24 protein-coding genes are annotated in these 18321 nt (G+C 64.6%); 22 read left to right on the forward strand and 2 right to left on the reverse strand.

The window, feature by feature from the left end; translation table 11 throughout:
* Positions 1-264: 264 nt before the first annotated feature.
* Genes ASF08_RS18505 through ASF08_RS18515 form a run of 3 tightly spaced genes read left to right on the forward strand, consistent with a single transcriptional unit; the run spans position 265 to position 1063 of the window.
* Positions 265-525 carry a hypothetical protein gene (locus ASF08_RS18505; RefSeq protein WP_056148271.1) on the forward strand — a complete coding sequence of 87 codons (261 nt, stop codon included), beginning with the start codon at positions 265-267 and terminating at the stop codon, positions 523-525.
* Positions 525-788: a hypothetical protein gene (locus ASF08_RS18510; RefSeq protein ID WP_156629639.1), complete on the forward strand. Its 264-nt coding sequence runs from the start codon at positions 525-527 to the stop codon at positions 786-788. Before ASF08_RS18505 ends, ASF08_RS18510 begins: the two co-directional genes overlap by 1 nt.
* On the forward strand, positions 785-1063 hold the full coding sequence (locus tag ASF08_RS18515) for a hypothetical protein (protein ID WP_056148277.1): 279 nt from the start codon (positions 785-787) through the stop codon (positions 1061-1063). The genes ASF08_RS18510 and ASF08_RS18515 overlap by 4 nt, the downstream gene beginning before the upstream one ends.
* Here ASF08_RS18515 and ASF08_RS24960 read toward each other — a convergent pair.
* Positions 1039-1401, reverse strand: a complete 363-nt coding sequence (locus ASF08_RS24960; RefSeq protein WP_156629640.1) for a hypothetical protein — start codon at positions 1399-1401, stop codon at positions 1039-1041. The two genes, ASF08_RS18515 and ASF08_RS24960, sit on opposite strands and share 25 nt — an antisense overlap.
* Before the next feature lie 443 nt (positions 1402-1844).
* Between ASF08_RS24960 and ASF08_RS18525 the strand changes: the two genes are divergently transcribed.
* Positions 1845-2597: a phosphoadenosine phosphosulfate reductase family protein gene (locus tag ASF08_RS18525; RefSeq protein WP_056148284.1), complete on the forward strand. Its 753-nt coding sequence runs from the start codon at positions 1845-1847 to the stop codon at positions 2595-2597.
* A 12-nt stretch (positions 2598-2609) separates the two neighbouring features.
* Here ASF08_RS18525 and ASF08_RS24965 read toward each other — a convergent pair whose 3' ends face one another.
* A complete protein-coding gene (locus ASF08_RS24965; protein ID WP_156629641.1) occupies positions 2610-2813 on the reverse strand; it encodes a hypothetical protein in 204 nt (67 codons plus the stop codon).
* A gap of 138 nt (positions 2814-2951) precedes the next feature.
* Between ASF08_RS24965 and ASF08_RS24970 the strand changes: the two genes are divergently transcribed.
* From ASF08_RS24970 to ASF08_RS18615, 18 genes are all read left to right on the forward strand, one after another.
* On the forward strand, positions 2952-3314 hold the full coding sequence (locus ASF08_RS24970; protein WP_156629642.1) for a hypothetical protein: 363 nt from the start codon (positions 2952-2954) through the stop codon (positions 3312-3314).
* On the forward strand, positions 3295-4023 hold the full coding sequence (locus tag ASF08_RS25400) for a terminase large subunit domain-containing protein (protein ID WP_056148287.1): 729 nt from the start codon (positions 3295-3297) through the stop codon (positions 4021-4023). The genes ASF08_RS24970 and ASF08_RS25400 overlap by 20 nt, the downstream gene beginning before the upstream one ends.
* Positions 3912-4751 carry a phage terminase large subunit family protein gene (locus ASF08_RS25405; RefSeq protein WP_200931877.1) on the forward strand — a complete coding sequence of 280 codons (840 nt, stop codon included), beginning with the start codon at positions 3912-3914 and terminating at the stop codon, positions 4749-4751. The genes ASF08_RS25400 and ASF08_RS25405 overlap by 112 nt, the downstream gene beginning before the upstream one ends.
* A 17-nt stretch (positions 4752-4768) precedes the next feature.
* The gene (locus tag ASF08_RS18540; RefSeq protein WP_056148293.1) at positions 4769-5149 is read left to right on the forward strand and encodes a hypothetical protein; all 381 of its coding nucleotides are present in this window, start codon (positions 4769-4771) and stop codon (positions 5147-5149) included.
* Entirely contained in the window at positions 5146-5613 is a 468-nt protein-coding gene (locus ASF08_RS18545; protein WP_056148296.1) for a hypothetical protein, read from the forward strand. Before ASF08_RS18540 ends, ASF08_RS18545 begins: the two co-directional genes overlap by 4 nt.
* 81 nt (positions 5614-5694) lie before the next feature.
* A complete protein-coding gene (locus ASF08_RS18550; protein ID WP_056148299.1) occupies positions 5695-7884 on the forward strand; it encodes a portal protein in 2190 nt (729 codons plus the stop codon).
* Positions 7884-8129 (forward strand): hypothetical protein, encoded by a 246-nt coding sequence (locus tag ASF08_RS18555; RefSeq protein WP_056148302.1) that lies wholly within the window; start codon positions 7884-7886, stop codon positions 8127-8129. Before ASF08_RS18550 ends, ASF08_RS18555 begins: the two co-directional genes overlap by 1 nt.
* 32 nt (positions 8130-8161) lie before the next feature.
* Positions 8162-9325 carry a hypothetical protein gene (locus ASF08_RS18560; protein ID WP_156629643.1) on the forward strand — a complete coding sequence of 388 codons (1164 nt, stop codon included), beginning with the start codon at positions 8162-8164 and terminating at the stop codon, positions 9323-9325.
* 64 nt (positions 9326-9389) lie between these two features.
* A complete protein-coding gene (locus tag ASF08_RS18565) occupies positions 9390-10352 on the forward strand; it encodes a DUF5309 domain-containing protein (RefSeq protein ID WP_082473274.1) in 963 nt (320 codons plus the stop codon).
* Between the two features lie 82 nt (positions 10353-10434).
* Positions 10435-10890: a hypothetical protein gene (locus ASF08_RS18570; RefSeq protein ID WP_056148310.1), complete on the forward strand. Its 456-nt coding sequence runs from the start codon at positions 10435-10437 to the stop codon at positions 10888-10890.
* Between the two features lie 3 nt (positions 10891-10893).
* Positions 10894-11229 carry a hypothetical protein gene (locus ASF08_RS18575; RefSeq protein WP_056148313.1) on the forward strand — a complete coding sequence of 112 codons (336 nt, stop codon included), beginning with the start codon at positions 10894-10896 and terminating at the stop codon, positions 11227-11229.
* A 229-nt stretch (positions 11230-11458) separates the two neighbouring features.
* Positions 11459-12187 (forward strand): phage adaptor protein, encoded by a 729-nt coding sequence (locus ASF08_RS18585; protein WP_056148317.1) that lies wholly within the window; start codon positions 11459-11461, stop codon positions 12185-12187.
* Between the two features lie 14 nt (positions 12188-12201).
* Complete coding sequence (locus ASF08_RS18590; protein ID WP_056148320.1) at positions 12202-12858, forward strand: phage adaptor protein; 657 nt, start codon at positions 12202-12204, stop codon at positions 12856-12858.
* A gap of 3 nt (positions 12859-12861) precedes the next feature.
* Positions 12862-14340: a hypothetical protein gene (locus ASF08_RS18595; RefSeq protein ID WP_056148325.1), complete on the forward strand. Its 1479-nt coding sequence runs from the start codon at positions 12862-12864 to the stop codon at positions 14338-14340.
* Positions 14337-14639 carry a hypothetical protein gene (locus tag ASF08_RS18600; protein ID WP_056148330.1) on the forward strand — a complete coding sequence of 101 codons (303 nt, stop codon included), beginning with the start codon at positions 14337-14339 and terminating at the stop codon, positions 14637-14639. The genes ASF08_RS18595 and ASF08_RS18600 overlap by 4 nt, the downstream gene beginning before the upstream one ends.
* Positions 14639-15058, forward strand: a complete 420-nt coding sequence (locus tag ASF08_RS18605) for a hypothetical protein (RefSeq protein ID WP_056148333.1) — start codon at positions 14639-14641, stop codon at positions 15056-15058. The genes ASF08_RS18600 and ASF08_RS18605 overlap by 1 nt, the downstream gene beginning before the upstream one ends.
* Positions 15058-16590, forward strand: a complete 1533-nt coding sequence (locus tag ASF08_RS18610; RefSeq protein ID WP_200931878.1) for a tail fiber domain-containing protein — start codon at positions 15058-15060, stop codon at positions 16588-16590. Before ASF08_RS18605 ends, ASF08_RS18610 begins: the two co-directional genes overlap by 1 nt.
* Positions 16587-18320 (forward strand): hypothetical protein, encoded by a 1734-nt coding sequence (locus tag ASF08_RS18615; RefSeq protein ID WP_056148336.1) that lies wholly within the window; start codon positions 16587-16589, stop codon positions 18318-18320. The genes ASF08_RS18610 and ASF08_RS18615 overlap by 4 nt, the downstream gene beginning before the upstream one ends.
* The last annotated feature ends 1 nt before the right edge of the window (position 18321 follow it).

The following is an 18321-nucleotide window of genomic DNA, read 5'->3' on the forward strand; positions in this document are numbered from 1 at the left end:
CACAAACGAACGCAAAACGGCGTCGCGTCGTATGTGGGCGGCCGGCTTTCCGGTTGTCGTGTTCACGCGTCGAATCCCGAACAGAACGGTCAGTGAGGCTGCTGTCGAGGTCGAGTCTTGGCTTGCCGATCGGGGCCAAGAGAAGAGCTGGAAGGTCGGACGTGGGTTGGCGTGGGCCAGCTTCCCGCATCCCGAAGGCGCCGTGCTGAACGTGGGATTCCGCTCCAACAGTGACCTCGCGGTCGAGTTCAAGATGGTGTGGGCATGACCATGCCGGCCGATCTCGATGCCGTTGAGCGAGCCCTGGGTGAGACTGTGGCCGCCAGCGCCGCGACGCTCGGCTATCCCATCACGTTCGGCTTTTGGCATCACCGTTGGCGGACCGGTCAGCGTGAAGAAGTGCTGGCCTGGATCTCCGAGCGCGAGATGGACCGGCCGCAAATCCTAGAAATCTTCCCGTTGGTCTTCGTGTCACTGCGGGACGGCGGCGACGCGGCGTTCGAATTCAAGATGCGGTGGAGCTGATGCGCGAGGACGCTCCGGACGAAGGGTTTACGACCCGATTCCTCGACGACCTCGTGTCGGACTCTGCGGCCGAAATGGGTTTCCCTTGGACGTTTGCGGTCGCTCGGGTTCAGGAGCGGGCGGTCGCCGATTGGCTGGCCGAGCAAGGGATCGAGGACGTCCGACACTCCATTGCCGGCCTCGGCACGCAATACGTCTCCTTTCGTCCCGATCAGGCCGTTCAGGCTTTCGCGTACCGGATCAGGTTCGGCGGGGTGGCATGAGCAAGCATCACACTCACAGCTTCACCCTAGACCCGTACCCATACGACGCTCTGTGCTCGCAGATGACGCGCGAGGCGGTCGACCTCGGGTTTCCCCATACGGTGATGATCCACGCGTCCGCATGGCACGACGTGCTCAGGGACGTGATGGCTTGGCGCGACGAAAACTGTCCGGCCGGAACGTCGATGGTCAGCACGCCCTGGCTGAACGCCCCTGCCTTCGTGTCCTTTCAGTGCGAGGACGATGCTCTTCACTTCCGGATGCGGTTCACCTGATGGCCTTCGCCAAGACCAGCGACCAACTCGCCCGCATGCGTGCCGCCGTGAACGTGGTGCATCGTGAGGCCAATGGCCGGCACAAGCGATCCTCGACGAAGGCGGACCTCGAAAGCCGCCGGAAGGAATCTGAGGATCAGATCATGGCCGTCGCGTTGGCCCAACCTCATCGCAGAAGCTTGCCCAAAACGCGGATTCGAGACGATGGCCGGCGGCAGGACGTCGACCCTCGCGACCCGCTCGCCGGCTTCGCACTCGGCCGGCTCTTCCTCCACGGGGTGATCAGCCGGGATCAGCTCGAAGCGGGCCAGAAATATACGAGCCTTTTCCTGCGTCATGGCCACCACGTCGTCGGCGTCCTGCCCCGGTTCCCGTCCGCCGCGATCAACGACGTCGCGTCCGGAATCTCCTGTGCCGCCGAGATGTCATACGAGGAGGCCGTGGCGCTCAAACGGTCGTGGAACGAGGCTCAGACGGCTCTGGCCGACACGTTCGAATGGCGGGCCTGCGCTTCGGCCCTCATGCATGTGTGCGTCCTCGATAGGGAGCCCGGTGACGCTGCAATGCTTGGATCTCTCCGCGTCGCGTTGAACGCGCTCGGGAACCTGTGGAGTGACCGCCGTTCGCGTCGATAGGTGTTGACACGTTATAACGTTGTGGATATGTCAGACGAATAGAGTAGCGAGAGCTGCGACTTGAAGGCTTGAGCCTCGTCGCCCGCGCCGCCTGACGTTTCCCGTACCGCTTCGGCCATCCCTCCGCCCCATGGAGGGGTCGCGCTATGTCCGACCTCCACGTGGTCGCCCTGTCCGGTGGTAAGGACAGCACGGCGCTCGCCCTTCGCCTCGCCGAAATCGAGCCCCGCGATTACACCTACGTCATCACCCCGACCGGCAACGAACCGCCGGAGATGATCGCGCACTGGAAGAAGCTCGGCGACATGCTGGGCAAGCCCCTCAAGCCGATTGTTGCCGCCAGCCTCCAGGGTGAGATTCGCCGACAGAAGATGCTGCCCCGGCATAATGCCAGGTGGTGTACCCGGAAGCTGAAGCTCGAACCCTATTACCGCTGGCTCGGCCAGAACACGCCCTGCGTCTCGTATGTGGGCCTGAGAGCGGATGAAGCCGGTCGAACCGGAATGCTCTTCCCTGGCTCGGACGGCATCACCATGCGCTTCCCCATGAAGGAATGGGGTTGGACGATCAGCGACGTTCGCTCCTACCTCGACGGGAAGGGCGTGACGATCCCCGAGCGGACGGACTGCGCCCTCTGCTTCTGGCAGAAGCTGGGTGAATGGTACAAACTCTGGAGAGACAATCCCGCCGCTTATGCCGAGGGCGAAGAGCTTGAAGCCTTCGTCAGCACGGCACGCGGTGAAGAGGCGACGTTCCGCAGTCCCCAACGGGATAGCTGGCCAGCGGCGCTGAAGGATCTCCGCAAGGCATTCGAGGGCGGCCGGGTTCCGACCCTGAGCCTCCGCAAGATGGAAGACACCCGCCGAGAGACCGGCGAGTGTCGTGCTTGCACTCTTTGAGTGATTGAAAGGTCAGCGGCGCACGAGGTGAGGGTGCCTAGCAGCGGCATCGTTTAGTCTCTGGACGATGTCGACGCCGTTGATGATTACGCCTCCGCCGCCGCCAAAAGTCACGCCCGGACCAATTTGGAAGCCTTCCCCTGAGATGGTCTCGACGAGCGTCCAACTACCATCTGGCTCACGCTTGTAGGCAGCGAGGAGTTCTTGGTCTGTCATGAATGCCTCCTAGGTTGTTGGGCCGAGACCTTGGTTGCAGTTCTATGTTCTGTCGAGCCTTGAACTTGGGGTACCCAACGCCCAGACACACAGACCTCAAGTGTTGAAATAAAATCAACGAAAATCAGGATCTATCAAATGGCTGTTGGCGGAAGGCGCCCCGGCGCTGGCCGACCCAAGGGCGCGAAGAGCAAGATCACTCGGGAACGCGAAGAGGCGATGCATCGCGCGGCCCAGACGATTGCTGCGGTGATCCCTGGCGCGTTCGACGGTGACGCTCACGCACTCCTCATGGCCGTGTACCGCGATCCTACTCGGGAATGGGCGTTGCGTGTTCAAGCCGCGTCCAAGGCGATCCAGTACGAGAAGCCGGCGCTCTCCAGTGTCGAGGCCAAGGTCATCGCGACAATTCAGGACGCGTCCGAGGACGATCTCGACGCCCAGATCCGCATGATGGCCGTTGCGGCAGGATTGGCCGGCGATGGAGCTACTGAGCACTGAATCCGCGTCCCTCGGGCGTCTCGATGCGAAGCGGCGCCTCGCCGTCCTGCTGGCCGAGAAGGCACGGCGCCGCGAGCGCACGAAGCTCCTCCGCCTCTACCCGGACGAAGGCCCGCTCCGCCGAGAGCTTTACCCGAAGCACATGGCGTTCTTCCGGGCCGGTGCGACGGAATACGATCGCTGCATGCTTGCCGCGAATCGCGTCGGCAAATCGTTCGGTGTGGGTGGATACGAAACCGCGCTGCACCTGACCGGCCGGTATCCCGAATGGTGGGATGGCCGGCGCTTCTCTCACCCCGTCGAGTGGTGGGCGGCCGGCGATACCTCGGAGACGACCCGCGACATCGTCCAGGCGATTCTGATGGGTCCGCTGGAGAGCGTTGGCACGGGGCTGATTCCGGAAGCGGACATCATCGGCAGTCCATCGCGACGCTCCGGTGTGACCGGCGCATTCGATCAGGTCCATGTCCGCCATGTGACCGGCGGGGCCTCGCTCCTCGGCTTCAAGAGCTTCGACCAGGGGCGGAAGAAGTTTCAGGGCACCGCCAAGCACGGGGTCTGGCTGGACGAAGAGCCGCCGTCCGACGTGTTCGACGAATGCATGCTCCGTCTGATGACCACGGACGGCCTGATGCTCTGCACCTTCACCCCGCTCAGCGGCATGACGGAAGTGACCATGCGCTATCTCGGGACAGTGAAGACGCCGTGACCTTCTGTGTTCAGGCGACGTGGGACGACGTTCCGCACCTCACCGCCGATCAGAAGCAGAAACTGTGGGACGCGATTCCGCCGCACATGCGCGACGCTCGCACGAAGGGAATTCCCGTCCTTGGGTCCGGTCGCATCTTCCCGATCGCCGAGGAAGAGATCCGCGTCAAAGCCTTCCCGATCCCGCCAAGCTGGCCACAGCTCGTTGGCATGGATTTCGGGTACGACCATCCGTTCGCGGCTGTGCGAATCGCCTGGGACCGCGACAACGATACGATCTACGTCGTCTCCGGCTTCCGGAAGCGCGAATCCACTCCGGTGATCCACGCGGCCTCGATCAAGCCGTGGGGCTCCTGGCTCCCCTGCGCGTGGCCGCACGATGGCTACCAGCACGACAAGGGCTCGGGCCTCGCCCTGGCTGAGCAGTACCGGGCTCAAGGGCTCGACATGCTCACTGAGCACGCAACGCACGAAGAGGGCGGGTTCGGTACCGAAGCTGGCATCATGGAGATGCTGGATCGGATGCAGACCGGCCGGTTCCGCGTGTTCGCCCATCTCGACGAATGGTTTGATGAGTTCCGGCTCTACCACCGGGAAAACGGTCAGATCGTGAAGAAGCACGATGACCTTCTCAGCGCGACCCGCATCGCCGTGATGATGCGCCGGTACGCGATCGTCGAGCCCAAGAAGACCGAATGGAAACCGCCGGACAGGCGCTGGGTCGTCTAACCCGACAGGACTGAACGATGCCCTATCCTGCCGACATTCCCGGATCGCAGCGGGTCTACCTGAGCGATCCCGCGACCGGCCTGCCTTACGGCGCCTCGAATCCGATCCCGACCGGTTCGGCTGCGGCGGCCGGCTCCACACCGCTCACCTACCGCCAAGTAACCGACGTTTCGACGTCGACCGCGCTCCCCAACATCCCCGGCGACGCGACGGTCGCGACGGTCATCCCCGATGGTGCCGGCGTCCGCATGCGCAAGGATGGTACGGCTCCCACGGCTGCGGTCGGCATGCCGATCCCTGTCGGCGGTGGCGTGAAGCTCTACGGGGCGGAGATTTCGGTGGCACGGTTCATTCAGCAATCGGCCGGCGCGATCCTCAACGTCGAGTATTCCAAATGAGCGACTACTTCCCGGTCGTCTCGGGCGGTGCGGCCATCGACAGAATCGTCAACCAGCCTTTCACCATCGGAATCACGTCGGCCACGCCCGGCGACTTGTCGGTGTCTATCTCCTCCCAGACATGCCGGTACGATAAGCTCGGCGACTTCGTGGACGTCTCGATGGGGTTCGCGTTTACGCCGACCTACACGACTGCTGCCGGCAACTTTATCCTGACCGGATTGCCGTTCCCCGCCGACGGCGACACCGCTTCGAACTTGATTCAGATGGCGATCGGCAGTGCGTTTCCCTGGCCCAATACGGCCACGCAAATCGCGCTCGCGCCTCAGTCCGGCACCGCCACCGCAATCATCCTGGGCCAGAAGACAAGCGCGGGCGGACAGGGCGCTCAAATTACCGCGTTCACCTCGGGCACGGCCTACACGCTCCGATTCCGAGGGCGATACCGCACCACCCGCGTGTGACGATCAACTCCGGGGCGGTCGATCCGACCCAATAAGCCCGCCTCGCTCAGCACTCCGATGCTGCGGGCTCAAGGAAACCACATGGCCGCATCGCCGAAGCTCGCCGCGAGGGGGGTCGATTCCTCACGCCGCGATGCTGACAGCGCTCTGCTGCGCCTGATCGACGATGAGGTCTCGAACGGCATCACGTTCGAAAACGATGACCTCGTGGGCGACAAGGCGATTCGTAGCCGCAAGGGCGAACGCGACGCTGCTCTCGACTACTATGACGGCGTGATGGACGATCTGCCATCCGAGCAAGGTCGCTCCTCTGCGGTCTCTCGCGATGTGGCCGACGTCACGGACACGATGCTCCCCGGCCTCATGCGGGTGTTCGCTGGTGCCGACAAGGTAGCGATCTACGCGCCGAACAAGCCCGGTGACGAAGAGATCGCGTCACAGGCCACTGACTACATCAATTACGTCTGGACCAACGAGATCAACGGGTACCAGATTACCCACACATGGATCAAAGATGCCCTCGACGTCCGCAATGGAATCGTCAAGGCGTATTGGGATCAAACCCCGGAATACGAGAGTGAGGATCTGCGCGGCCTCGTTGAGGACCAGATCGTCGCGCTGCTCGAAGACCCTGAGGTCGAGCTGATCGGCGCTGACGGACGCGATCAAATCATCCGCGATCCCGCCTCGGGCCAGATGATTCCGCTGACCGTCTATGACGTTCGAATCAACCGGGCGACCACCAACGGCAAGCTCGTGGTCGAGAACGTCCCTCCGGACGATTTCGGCATCTCAAAGGGCGCATCCTCGATCGAGACCGCCCGCGCGGTGTGGCACCGCTCCAGGGTCTCGCGCTCGGACCTCGTCAAGCAGGGCTATCCCCGCGACGTCGTTGAGGATCTGCCCGCGTACGGCTCCCGCAAGTCCCGGGGCGACGCGGATCGATACGAGGACGACGACACGCGAAGCTCGCTCGCGAGTGAGACCGGCGCCACCGCCGAGGTCGAGGTGATCGAGGCGTATGTGCGCTTCGACTATGACGACGACGGCATCGCCGAGATGCGCAAGGTCGTGGTCGCTGGCTCGTCCGGTGGTCGCGAGCCGCTCTCGAATGAGCCGTGGACGGAGGAAGTCCCGTTCGTCTCGATGACAGGCCAGCCGGTGCCGCATCGGTGGATGGGCCGGTCGACATTCGACAATGTCGGCGACCTGCAGCGGGTCAAGACAGCGCTCCTGCGCGGCGTTCTCGACAACATCTATTCGCAGAATCGCCCGCAGCGCTGCGTGGTCGACGAAGCGATCATCAACCCTGACGAGGTGCTGAACCCGACCTATGGCGGCGTCATCCGGATCAAGAGGGGCCACACGGCTCAAGGCGCGATTCAGGATCTCGTGGCGCCGAACATCTCGGGCAACATCCTCGCCGGCATTCAATACATCGACAGTGTGATCCAGCGTCGGACCGGCGTATCCACCGCCACCGCGTCACTGGATTCCACGGCCTTGGAGCCGCAGACGGCGACCGCCGCGTCCCTCGAACACGATGCCTCCTATGCCCGCGTCGAGCTGATCGCGCGGAATATGGCCGAGATGGGCTTCAAGCCTCTCTTCTCGAAGCTCCTGCGCATCATCGTCCGCAATCAGGATCGCCCTCGCACGGTTCGCCTGCGCGATGAGTGGGTGGCGTTCGATCCGGTCGGTTGGAATGCCGCGATGGACGTCTCGATCAACGTCGGCCTCGGCACGGGCTCCCGCGAGCGCGACCTCACGATGCTGTCCGGTATCCGCGCTCGTCAGAATGCGATCATCGAACAACTCGGGCTCGAAAACCCGGTGGTTACTCCATCCATGGTCGTCGCGGCCGAGCATAAGATGGTCGAGGCGGCTGGCGTCAAAGATCCGGAACAGTTTTTCCGGCCGATCACCGCCGAGGAATTTTCGCAGTGGCAGGCGTCGAAGCCGCCGGCTCCGCCCGATCCGAAGCTCCAGGCGATCCAGGCCAAAGCGCAGATGGATCAACAGACGCTCCAGGCCCGCGCTCAGGGCGATCAACAGCGCATCCAGGCCGATGTCGCCATGGATCAGGCGAAGCAGGCTGCGGAGCTACAGATGGCCCGTGAACGGCTTGAGCAGGAACACGCGCTCAAGGTCGAGCAAATGAACCGGGACTTCGAGCTTCGTCGTGCTGAGATGGAGAACGAGGCGCAGCTCCGGGCCGTCTCGATGGCGACCGGCGTCCAAGGCGTCTCCACGAATATCCCGAGGCAGTGATGGCCGACCGCGTCGCTCAGGCCATTGCCGCCCAACAGCTCCTCGACAACGAGACCTTCCTCGCCCTCCTCGCCAAGATCGAGGCCGACGCTGTCGATGAGCTTGCCGCCGCTGACGTTTCCAACCCGGCTTCCCTGATCCGCGCCACCGCCGATCTGCAAGCCGCTCGCCGCGTTCGTGAAGCCGCCGAATCCCTCGTGACCACCGGCATCGCTGCACAACGCGTTCCGCCCACCGTCGCCTGACGGCACGGGCACGCCAACCGAACGAGCCCCACATGTCTGAACGCGATAACTCGGCCCCGGCTGAGACCGCACCTGTGCGCGATGACTTTGCCCCCGAGCCCAACGCTCACGACGTCGCGCTGTCGCTGTCCGACGATGGCTTCGATTTCGACGATGACGACGGCGATCCGAACCCGGCAGATCCGGCCTACGATCACGCCGAGCGTCAGGTCGAGCAGCCTCGCGGGGAGAAGGGTCGGTTCGCACCGCGCAATCCGCAGCCTCTGACGCAGGACGACGAGGACGGCGAGGACGGTGACGAATCCGACGTCGAGCCGGAAGACGATGGCACCGATGCGGATGGCCTGGAAGCCAATGCTGACGGCGAGGCCGGCAAGCAGGGCAAGGGCAAGGACGGCGAGGCCAAGGACACCGCCAAGGTCGTCGAGATCGATGGCCACCAAGTCCCGATCGACGAAGTCCGTCGCGGATTCATGCGGCAGGCCGACTACACGCGGAAGACGCAGGCCCACGCCGAGGAAGTCCGACAGTTTCAGACGATTCGGCAACAGACCGAGGCCGAGCGCGGTGAACTCGGCAACATCCTGAACATCGCGGTCGAGGTGCTTCGGACCCGCATGCCCTCGCCACCGGATCGCAACATGATCCGGACCGACCCGATGGGCTTCATGGAGCAGCAGCAGGCGTATCAGGAAGCGGTCGAGGAGGTGAACAAGCTCCTCTCCGCGCAACAGGGCGTCGGCCAGCGTCAGACCGAAGAGCAGAGGGCCGCGCAGGATCAGGCCGAGCGCGCCCGTCAAGCTCAGACCGCCGAGGCCCTCCAGCGCGAAGCCGAGCTGATGGCGCAGACCATGCCGGAGCTGAAGACGCCCGAAGGCCAGAAGGCGTTCTTCGCAGATGCCACGAAATTCGGGGAGCGCTGCTACGGCCTCACCCCAAACGATGTGATGGGCATTCAGGATCACCGCGCCCTGCGCGTGCTCAAGGACGCCATCGCGTACCAGAAGCTCCAGGCGAAGAAGCCGGAAGCTCTCCAGAAACTCCGCAACGCCCCTCCGATCCGGGCCGCCGTCAGGCAGTCACCGGGCACACGGCAGGGCCAAGCCTCCAGACAAGCACGTGACGCGTTCAGTCGTAACCCGACCATCGATGGCGCCGTGGCAGCTCTCCCGGACTCTCTGTTCGGGATCGATTGATCATGACCAGATCAGGCTTCCCGCATAGCGGCCCCTGAACGGTCCAGCCCCATCCGAGGACCACATGGCACAGCTTGCCGGCACTACCGATACCTATGACATCCGTGGGGGTCGCGAAGACCTTCAGGACAAGATCTTCCTCCTCAACAAGGCGGACACGCCCTTCATGGCCAACATTGGTCGTGGCAAGGCATCTGCCGTGAAGCACGAATGGCAGACCGATACTCTCGCGCCTGCCAACCTGAATAACGCGGTACTCGAAGGCGACGAATACGCTTACGCTGACGTAACGCCGACCGTCCGCGCGGGCAACTACTGCCAGATCTCGCGTGAGACCGTCCTCGTCTCCGGTACCGCTCAGGTCGTCGACAAGGCCGGACGCAAGGACGAGGTCAAGTACCAGTCCGTCAAGCGCGGCCTCGAACTGAAGAAGGACATGGAGGGCATCCTCCTCTCCGCTCAGGCTTCCAATGCTGGTGGTGCCGCTGGTGCCGCTGCCCGTCGCCTCGGCGGCTTCACCGCGTGGCTGACCTCGAACGTCTCCCGTGGTGCCGGTGGCGCTAACGGCGGCTACAACGCCACGTCTGGCCTCGTCACTGCGCCCACCGCAGGCACCGCCCGTGCGTGGACGGAGAACATGCTCAAGGACGTCCAGCAGGCCGCGTATCAGTCCGGCGGCAACCCCGGCATGCTGATGATGCCCGTCCAGCAGAAGCGCGTGTTCTCCAGCTTCGCCGGCCTCGCTCAGCAGCGGAGGGATACCGGCGATAAGGCCGCGACCATCGTCGCTGCGGCTGACGTCTACGTGGGTGACTTCGGTCGCCTCGCTGCCGTCCCGAACCGTCAGATGGCCAACGGCAACGTCCTCGTGATCGACCCGGACATGGTCAAGCTGCGGACCCTGCGCCCGCTGTTCGTCGACAAGCCCGCGAAGACCGGCGACGCCGAGAAGCGCGCGATGATCGTCGAGTACACGCTCGAAGTCTCGAACGAAGCCGCGCACGGTCTGATCGCCGACCTCTCGTAAGCGGCGACCCTTCCACCGATCCCGAAATCAACGTGAGCGCCGGTCCGCGAGGCCGGTCGCTTGCCTATGCGAGGACACTCCCATGGCACAGTCCAACCTCCCTGCCGCGAAGACGACGGTCCCGCCCGTCATCGACACTACGAAGCTGACCGGCGCCCGTCCCGATCCGCGCGGCGACATCAATCCCGGCGTACTCACGGACCAGCCCGGTACGCCCGGCGTCAATCCGGTGACGAATCGCGATGATAGCCTCACCGCCGAGGACGGCGTCACGCTCCGCGCTCCGACGAGCAACGAGCCTCTGAACCCGCCGATTCCCGAGCCGGTCGAGGATGAGAAGCCGTCCACTCGGTATATCGAGATGGTGGCAAAGCGCGATCTGTGGCCGCGCGACGGCAACAAGCACCGCCCGGCAAGCCTCGACGACGGCGCCGAGTGGCGTGTCCGCGCCGGAGAGACGGTCAAGCTGCCGTCGAACGAGGCGATGGACCTCATGGAAAACGACGTCGCCGAGCGCGCGAACAAGCGCGAGGGCTGATCGATGTACGATTCTGCATCTCTCGCCTCGGACGGGTTCCGCCAGATGGGCTCCGACCCTGAAACCGGGCGGGAGGTGTGGGTCAAGATCGACGGCAACAAGATGACCGTGCGTGAGTTCGCGCCGGTCGATGAACTGCTCGAAGACAACGCTGTCCTCCGCTCCGAAACCGCCGGCACGCGTCACGCTGACGGGCTCAGTCTGGTGGCACGCATCCCCGAGCACATCATGCACAATCGGCTGATGGAAGCGCTCAGACAGGGCGACAACGCCTATCTCGATCGGTGGCTGAACGACCCCGATCACAGCAAATTCCGCGTTCGTGGCGGGTGTATTTGATGCCGCCTCGGTTCATTCCCCTCGCACGCATCCCCCATCCGTCCGGGCGTCCTCTGCGTGAGCCTGAGCGTCGAGGATGGGCCTATGCGCAGGGTCCGAATGAGCCCGGTTTCTTCCGCACGCCGCGCCTGAACGCTCCGCCTGTCCAGCACATCCGGCAGGCCACTGACGTCTTCGCGGTCGGCTTCGTCGATCACACGATCCTTGATGCCCAGAGCGAATTCGAGTGATGCTCGACACCTATCAGGATCTCGTCGCATCGATCGAGGATTACCTCGAACGGGCGGATTTGCTCGACCGTATCGGCACCTTCGTTCGGCTCGCCGAGCTTCGTTTGACGCGTCGCCTCGGCCTTGCGGAAAACGAGGTTCAAGCCCGTCTGGATCTCGTCGCCGGCCGCGCTCCTCTCCCGAATGACTATTCCGCTGTCCGTGGTGTGACCGGCGCTCAGGGCTGGGATCTCGAATACGTCCCGCCGCATGTGTTCCTGGGCACCTACGGGCGCGGATTCGGTCTGCGCCGGCTCGGCCAGGGCGACGGATACGACGACGTCCGTGATGGCATCGGCGGCATCGACGGGGGTGGCCGTCCGCGCTGGTACACGATCCTCGGCTCGATCCCGCTGGACGATATCGACGTGGACGTGTCGGTCTGGCCGAATGGACTGAATCAGCCGTTCCTGCTCACCGCCCCGGCCGGCACCGGGCAGATCAGCCTGCTCTACCGCCAAGGCGTTCCATCGCTTGGCCCGACCCGCGCCTCGAACTGGCTGCTGGCCCGCAATCCCGACCTCTACCTGTACGCTTCCCTGCTCGAAGCCGAACCGTTCCTTGAGAACGACCGTCGCGTCTCGCTCTGGCAGTCGATGCTTGAGACGGCGATCAGCGACGTGACGTCACTCGACCGTGAATCCCGCTGGGGCCGCGCTCGCATGCGCTCCTTTGAACCGACGCCTTAAGCTGGAGCTGCACGATGGCGCTGCCCCCGATCACCGATTACGATAGCCTCGTCCTCAACGTGTCCGACTACATCGCTCGGAACGATCTTGAGGACTATTACCCGACCTTCATTCAGCTCACGGAAAACCGTTTGAACTCGGCCCTGAAGGTGCCGGGGATGGAGACGGAAACCACGCTGACGCTCAGTGCCGATGGGACCGTCGCCACGCCCTCGGCCTATGTCGAGTGGATCTTGGTGTCCTGGCGCTCTGCTCCGACCGCGCGTGCTCAGCGACTGCGGTACGTCGAGGCGAACTCCCCCGAATTCACCCATCGCCACCGGCCGAACGGCTCAGCTCAGTACTACACGGTCGCCGGCAATAAGATCCGTCTGGCTCCCGCACGCGCGGGCACGATCGAGACGGTGTTCTATCAGCGCGTTCCGCCTCTGACCTCGGCTGCGCCCACGAACTGGCTGATCACGAAGGCCCCGCAGCTCTACCTGTATGGGGTGCTCGCCGAAGCCTACTCGTTTCAGAAGGATGAAGTCCGCTCGGCCGAATGGGGCAAGGCTGCGGACGAACGGCTCAAGCTCTTCATCGAAGAATCCAGCGCCGCCAAGGTCGGTCGCCGTGCCGAGCGCAATGCGGAAGTCGAGGCCGAGGTCATCGCGGCGAAGGCCCCGAACTAATCCATGGCCCGGATCGCCCTGCCTCCTTGGGAGCCCGACGTCGCGGCTGTCGATGCGGCGGTGTGCTCGGTCGCCACGAATGTGATTGCGAGAAAGGATGGATACGCTCCAGTCCGCTCGCCGGTCGCGCTGTCCACGGCCCTTCCTGCGCCGTGCCTCGGGGCGATTGAGGTTCCGTCTCCCGCCTACGGGTTTCCCATCTACTTCGCCGGCACCGCGACCGGGCTGTTCAAGTTCGCGAACGGCCGGTGGCTGAACGTCTCGAAGCCGGGCGCGACCTACAGCATCCCGCCGGGCGACTATTGGTCCTTCGCGGTCTACGGGACGAAGCTCCTTGCTACCTGCCTCGGCACGGTCGTTCAGGTCATCGACATCGACGCGGGCAAAGCCTTCGCGGACCTCGGCGGCGATCCTCCGCGTGCCCGGCATATGGGCGTGGTGAGCGAGTTCCTCGTGCTCGCCGGCCTCGGCTCCGATCCCAACGCGGTGCATTGGTCGGACCTCGGCGACATCACCTATTGGGAGCCGGGCGTTCAGTCGGGCGGCCACACCTCGGACCTTCAGATCTTTCCCGAAGGCGGTCCCGTCACGGGATTCGCAGGCGGCGAGTTCGGCCTTGTGTTCCAAGAGGGCAAGATCCGACGCATGGTCTTTTCGCCGGGCTCGGTGACGGTGTTCGACTTCTCGACGCTCGAAGAGAATCGTGGCGCGGTCGCTCCCTGGTCGCTGGTGAAGGTCGGCGCTCGGGTGTTCTTCCTCGACCGTGAGGGGTTCTTCCTGTTCACTGGTGGCGCTTCCGCGTCGATCGGTGCCGAGCGGGTAAACCGGTTCTTCGCCGGCCGGGTCGATCCGATCCGCGTGACCTCGACCATCTGCATCCGCGACGCGACCGGACCGCGTGTCCTTTTTGCGTACCGGACCCTCGCGGCACCAACCGATGACCCGACGCTGCTCAATGAGTGTCTGATCTACGATTACCTGCTGGATCGGTGGACGTTCCTCGACGTTCCGGTTCGGTACGGGCTGGTGGGCGCGACGCTCGCGGTCTCCATCGATGATATTCCCGGCTCGCTCGACGATTCCGGTCAGAAGCCTCTGGACGATCCCTCCTATGCGGGCGGTCCTCCGACGCTCGGCCTGATCACCGCCGACAACAAGCTCTCGCTTCTAACCGGATCGCCGCTACAGGCCACGCTTGAAACGCCCGACGCGATGCTCTCGCGCCCAAACCGATCTTTCCTCCGGGGCATGCGCCTCGATTCCGATGCCGATGACTGGCGCGTCCAGATCGGCACGCGGGAAACGCTCAGGCAGGCTGATCCTGTAGTCTGGAAGAGTGAGGCGCGGCCGAATCCCGAGCGCATGGCCCCGTGCCGCGCATCTGGCCGATATCACCGTGCTCGCATCCGAATCCCGGCTGGTACCGCCTGGAGCTACGTGTCCGGGGCCGAGCCCGACGCGACCGAAGAGGGCGCTCGATGAACGTCCCCGCGAAGTCGGAAACCGATCTGCCGAAGATCATTCAGGCCATCGCGGATCTCGCCGTGGGCAACTCGAATGCGGTTCGAGTCGGTACCGTTGAACTCGATTCGACGGCGGAATTCACAGTGGTCAATGACGCGCTGTGTTCGGAGCGCTCGATGCCGGTGCTGGTCCCTGTGAACGCTGCGGCGGCTCGCTCGGGCTGGTACGTCCGCACGGTTCGGAAGAGCCTATTCGAGATCGGACACTCCGCGAACATCCCCGGAGCGCTGTTCCGGTACGAGCTGCGCCGAAACTGATGCGCCTCGCGATGATTCCTCCGGGCGCCATCCTTCGGGCATGGCCGGATCTCGGCGGGATGATTGCCAGGGCCTGCGAACGACCCGGTTGCGACCATACCGAAACGACATTGCGTGCGGCCTGCCTTGCCGGTGCAGCCGCGCTGATCGCGATCCTCGACAACGATGGCAGGCCCGTCGCGGCCGGCGTCACCCAAGTGCGGGAACAGGCCAACGGCGCCCGGTCCTGCTGGATCTTGGCCCTCGGCGGTCATCGCTCGAATGCATGGCTCCACACGCTGGAGCACGTCGAGGCCGGTGCCCGCCATGTCGGCTGTGAGACGGTCGAATTCGTCGGGCGACGGGCGTGGGAGCGGTTGCTCCCCTCCTACTTCGCCGAAGCCTGCGCCACCGGCACCCACTATTCGAAGAGGTTGTGATGGGCGGCGGATCGAAGACGCAGACCACGACGCAGGAACAGAAGTCCGATCCCTGGGCTCCGGCCCAGCCGGCGCTTCAGACGATCCTCAAGGGCGCGACCGATGCGTACAATTCGGGCGTGGGCTCTCAGGTCTATACCGGCCCTCGGCTGGCCGGGCTCGGGGACACGACGCAAGCCGGCCTCAACAGCATGGCTGCGAACGCCAATGGCGCGGCGGCCACGGCACAAGCCGGAAACACCTTCCTCAACGGACTGCTGAGCAACGGCGGCGCGACCGCTGGCACTCAGTCGGCCCTGAATAACGTCCTCGGCGTCGGCACGGTCAGCACGGCAGGCGTCCAGTCCGCAGCCGACCGCATGGCCGATCCGAACAACGCCGCGTCGTCGGTGGGCAAAGGTCTGGTCGGCGGTCAGTACAATCTTGACGGCTCGGGCTACTCGAACCTTGCGAACGGCCTGGGCCAGGGCACCCAGACCCAACGCTCATTGCAGGACGTCGCCTCGGGCAAGTTCCTCGACGCGTCGAATCCCTACACCTCTGCCATGATCGATCAGGGGGCAGGGGACGCGGCGAGTGCCGTTGCGCAGAAGTTCGCGGCTTCCGGCCGGTACGGCTCGGGACGCTTCGCGGGCGCGGTGGCGGATGCCGCCGATCGAGTCGGTACCAATCTCCGCTACACCGATTATTCGAACGAGCGTGAACGGCAGGCGGCGGCGGCAAATGCCATCGATAGCCAGGCCAACGCGCGCACGGGCGTCCTCTCCGGCCTCCTCGGCGCTCAGAACGACGTGCGGGCGGCCAATGCCAATCAGGCCGTTACGGGGGCGAATCTCTCGTCCGGCGCCGATACCGCCGCGCTGACCGGCGCGAGCGCATTGGCCGCGATCCAGGCTCAGAACAATCAACAGCGCCTGTCACAGTACGGTACGGCGCTTCAGTCCGCTCAGGGCGATCGTGCGTCCGCTCAGGCTGGTCTTGGTCAGGTTGGCGGCGTCCAAGAGAATCTTCTGTCTCCCGGCAGGACGCTCGCTCAGGTCGGCGCGATTCAGGACGCGGCACGACAGGATCAGCTTGACGCTCAGCAGCAGCTCTTCAACGAGCAACAGCAGCAGCAGTGGAAGCAGCTCGGCCTGCTCTCCGGGCTCGCCAGTCCGATCGCGGGCCTTGGCGGCACTCAGATCGGCACGACGACACAGCAGATCCCGCAGCCGAGCATGTTTCAGCAGATTCTGGGCGGCATCACGGGCGGTGCTGGTGCTCTCGCCAATATCGGGAAGGCAGCGCCCATGCTGGCGATGCTCTCCGATGAGCGGGCGAAGGACAATGTCACGCCCGTGGGCGCGCTGAACGACGGTCAGACTGTCTACTCTTACACCTACAAGGGTGACAGTACCCCGCAGATCGGCCTGCTTGCTCAGGAAGTCGCCCGCGCCGCGCCGCATGCGGTGGGCCAGTTCTCCAACGGCCTGCTCGGCGTCGATTACGGTCGCGCCACAGAGCGCTCCGCCAATATGGGATCGCGCTCATGAGCTTCGGCTTCGGCCCCCTTCCTGGCGCGTCGGCTGGCTTGTCGCCGGAGGACATCGCTCGCCTTTTCAGCCGGATTCCCATGGGAGCGGGGCAGGGCTTCTCAGGCTACTCGACCGGTGCCGTCCCCTCGGCTGATCAGATCCAGGCTCCGGCCGCTCCCCTTCAGGCCCCGGTGGCTTCGCCGTTGGGCTTCGGCGCTTTGCCCGGCAAGGTGGGCGGCGCTCGCGCTCCCGTCGTCGCGGCTCCCGAGCCGGCGGCTGCGGGCGGTCCGGTCCTACCCGATTTCCAGCCCGCGCCTCTGCCTGCGGACACTCCGACACCTCCCGCGCGCCCGTTGTCATTCGGCTCGCTCACGCCTCCGACCCCTGCGGCGGACATGCCGGCCGCCGATGCCGTACCTGCGTCGGGAACGGTGCCGACCGCCGCGACGAAGGCGAGCGATGGCCTTGGCTTCATGGAGAAGTGGAAGGCGGTTGCGGATTCCGGTCTCGGCGATCAGCTCCTCGCCCTGTCGTCCGGCCTGCTCTCCGCACGAGGCGGTGCCGGGTGGGCCAAGGGTTTCGAGAACATGCAACGAGCCGGTGCGGCCTCGACCGCCACGGGGCTCGCCAACACCGAAATGCTCCTCAAGCAGCAAAAGCTTGCCCGAGAGATGCGTGGGGAGAACGCGACGCGCGACTACCTTCGCAGCAAGGGCATGGATGCCAGCCTTTCCGAGGCTGCGATGTCCAATCCGACCGTTCTGTCGGCGACGCTGGCTCAGCTCAACAAAGATCCGTCCCGCGTCACCATCGGCGGCAATATCTACGAGCTGAAGCCCGGTGAGAAGCCGGCCGCGTCGAACATGCTCGGTCCGGCCGAGGTGAGCCCGGAGATTGTCAGGGCGAAGGCTCAGGCGCAGGCGGAAGGTACCGCAGCGGGCAAGCCGGACGAAACCTATACGCAGATCCCGGAGGCGGAGCGTGTCTCCCTCGGCCTGCCGGCGGGCGCGTATCAGCGGGATTCCAAGGGTAAGCTCTCGGCGGTCAATCCGGCCGGCACCACGATCAACATGGGCGCTGAAAAGGCTCAGGATTCGACGGTCGGCAAGGGCTACGGCGAGTATCAGCTCGATCTTGCCAACAAGGGCCGCAACGCGGGATCGACCCTCAACACGCTGTCCCTGATGGAGCAGGCTGCACGCGATCCGAACTTCTATTCCGGTGTCGGTGCCGAGGGCCTGAAGACGGCGAATCAGCTCATGGTCGCCCTGGGCGTGAAGGATGCCAGCTTCACGAAGCCGACTGAGGTCTTTGAGGCCCTGTCCAACAAGGTCGTCCTCGATAGCCTCGGCGGATCGCTCGGCCCCGGCATCTCGAACACTGACCGTGACTACCTGGGCCGCGTCGCGCCTGGCTTGTCGCGCACGAAAGAGGGCAACCTCGAACTCATCGGCATCGCCCGCGCCCTGGCGCAGCGGCAGCAGGACGTCGCCAAGCTCGCCCGCGAGTACGCCGCGAAAAACAATGGCCGGATCGATTCCGGCTTCGACGACGTGCTCACGGATTATTCCAACAAGAACGCTCTCTTCCCTGCCGCGTCCGCCGCCTCCACCGCGCGTCCTGTCGGGCAGACGGGGGCGACCGGTGCCGGCGGCCTCGCCGCTCCGACGACGCAGGCCGAGTTCGATGCGCTGCCCCGTGGCTCCGTTTATGTCGATCCGGCTGACGGCAAGAAGTATCGGAAATAAC

The sequence above is a fragment of the Methylobacterium sp. Leaf85 genome (assembly GCF_001422125.1).
Classification (GTDB): Bacteria; Pseudomonadota; Alphaproteobacteria; order Rhizobiales; family Beijerinckiaceae; genus Methylobacterium; species Methylobacterium bullatum.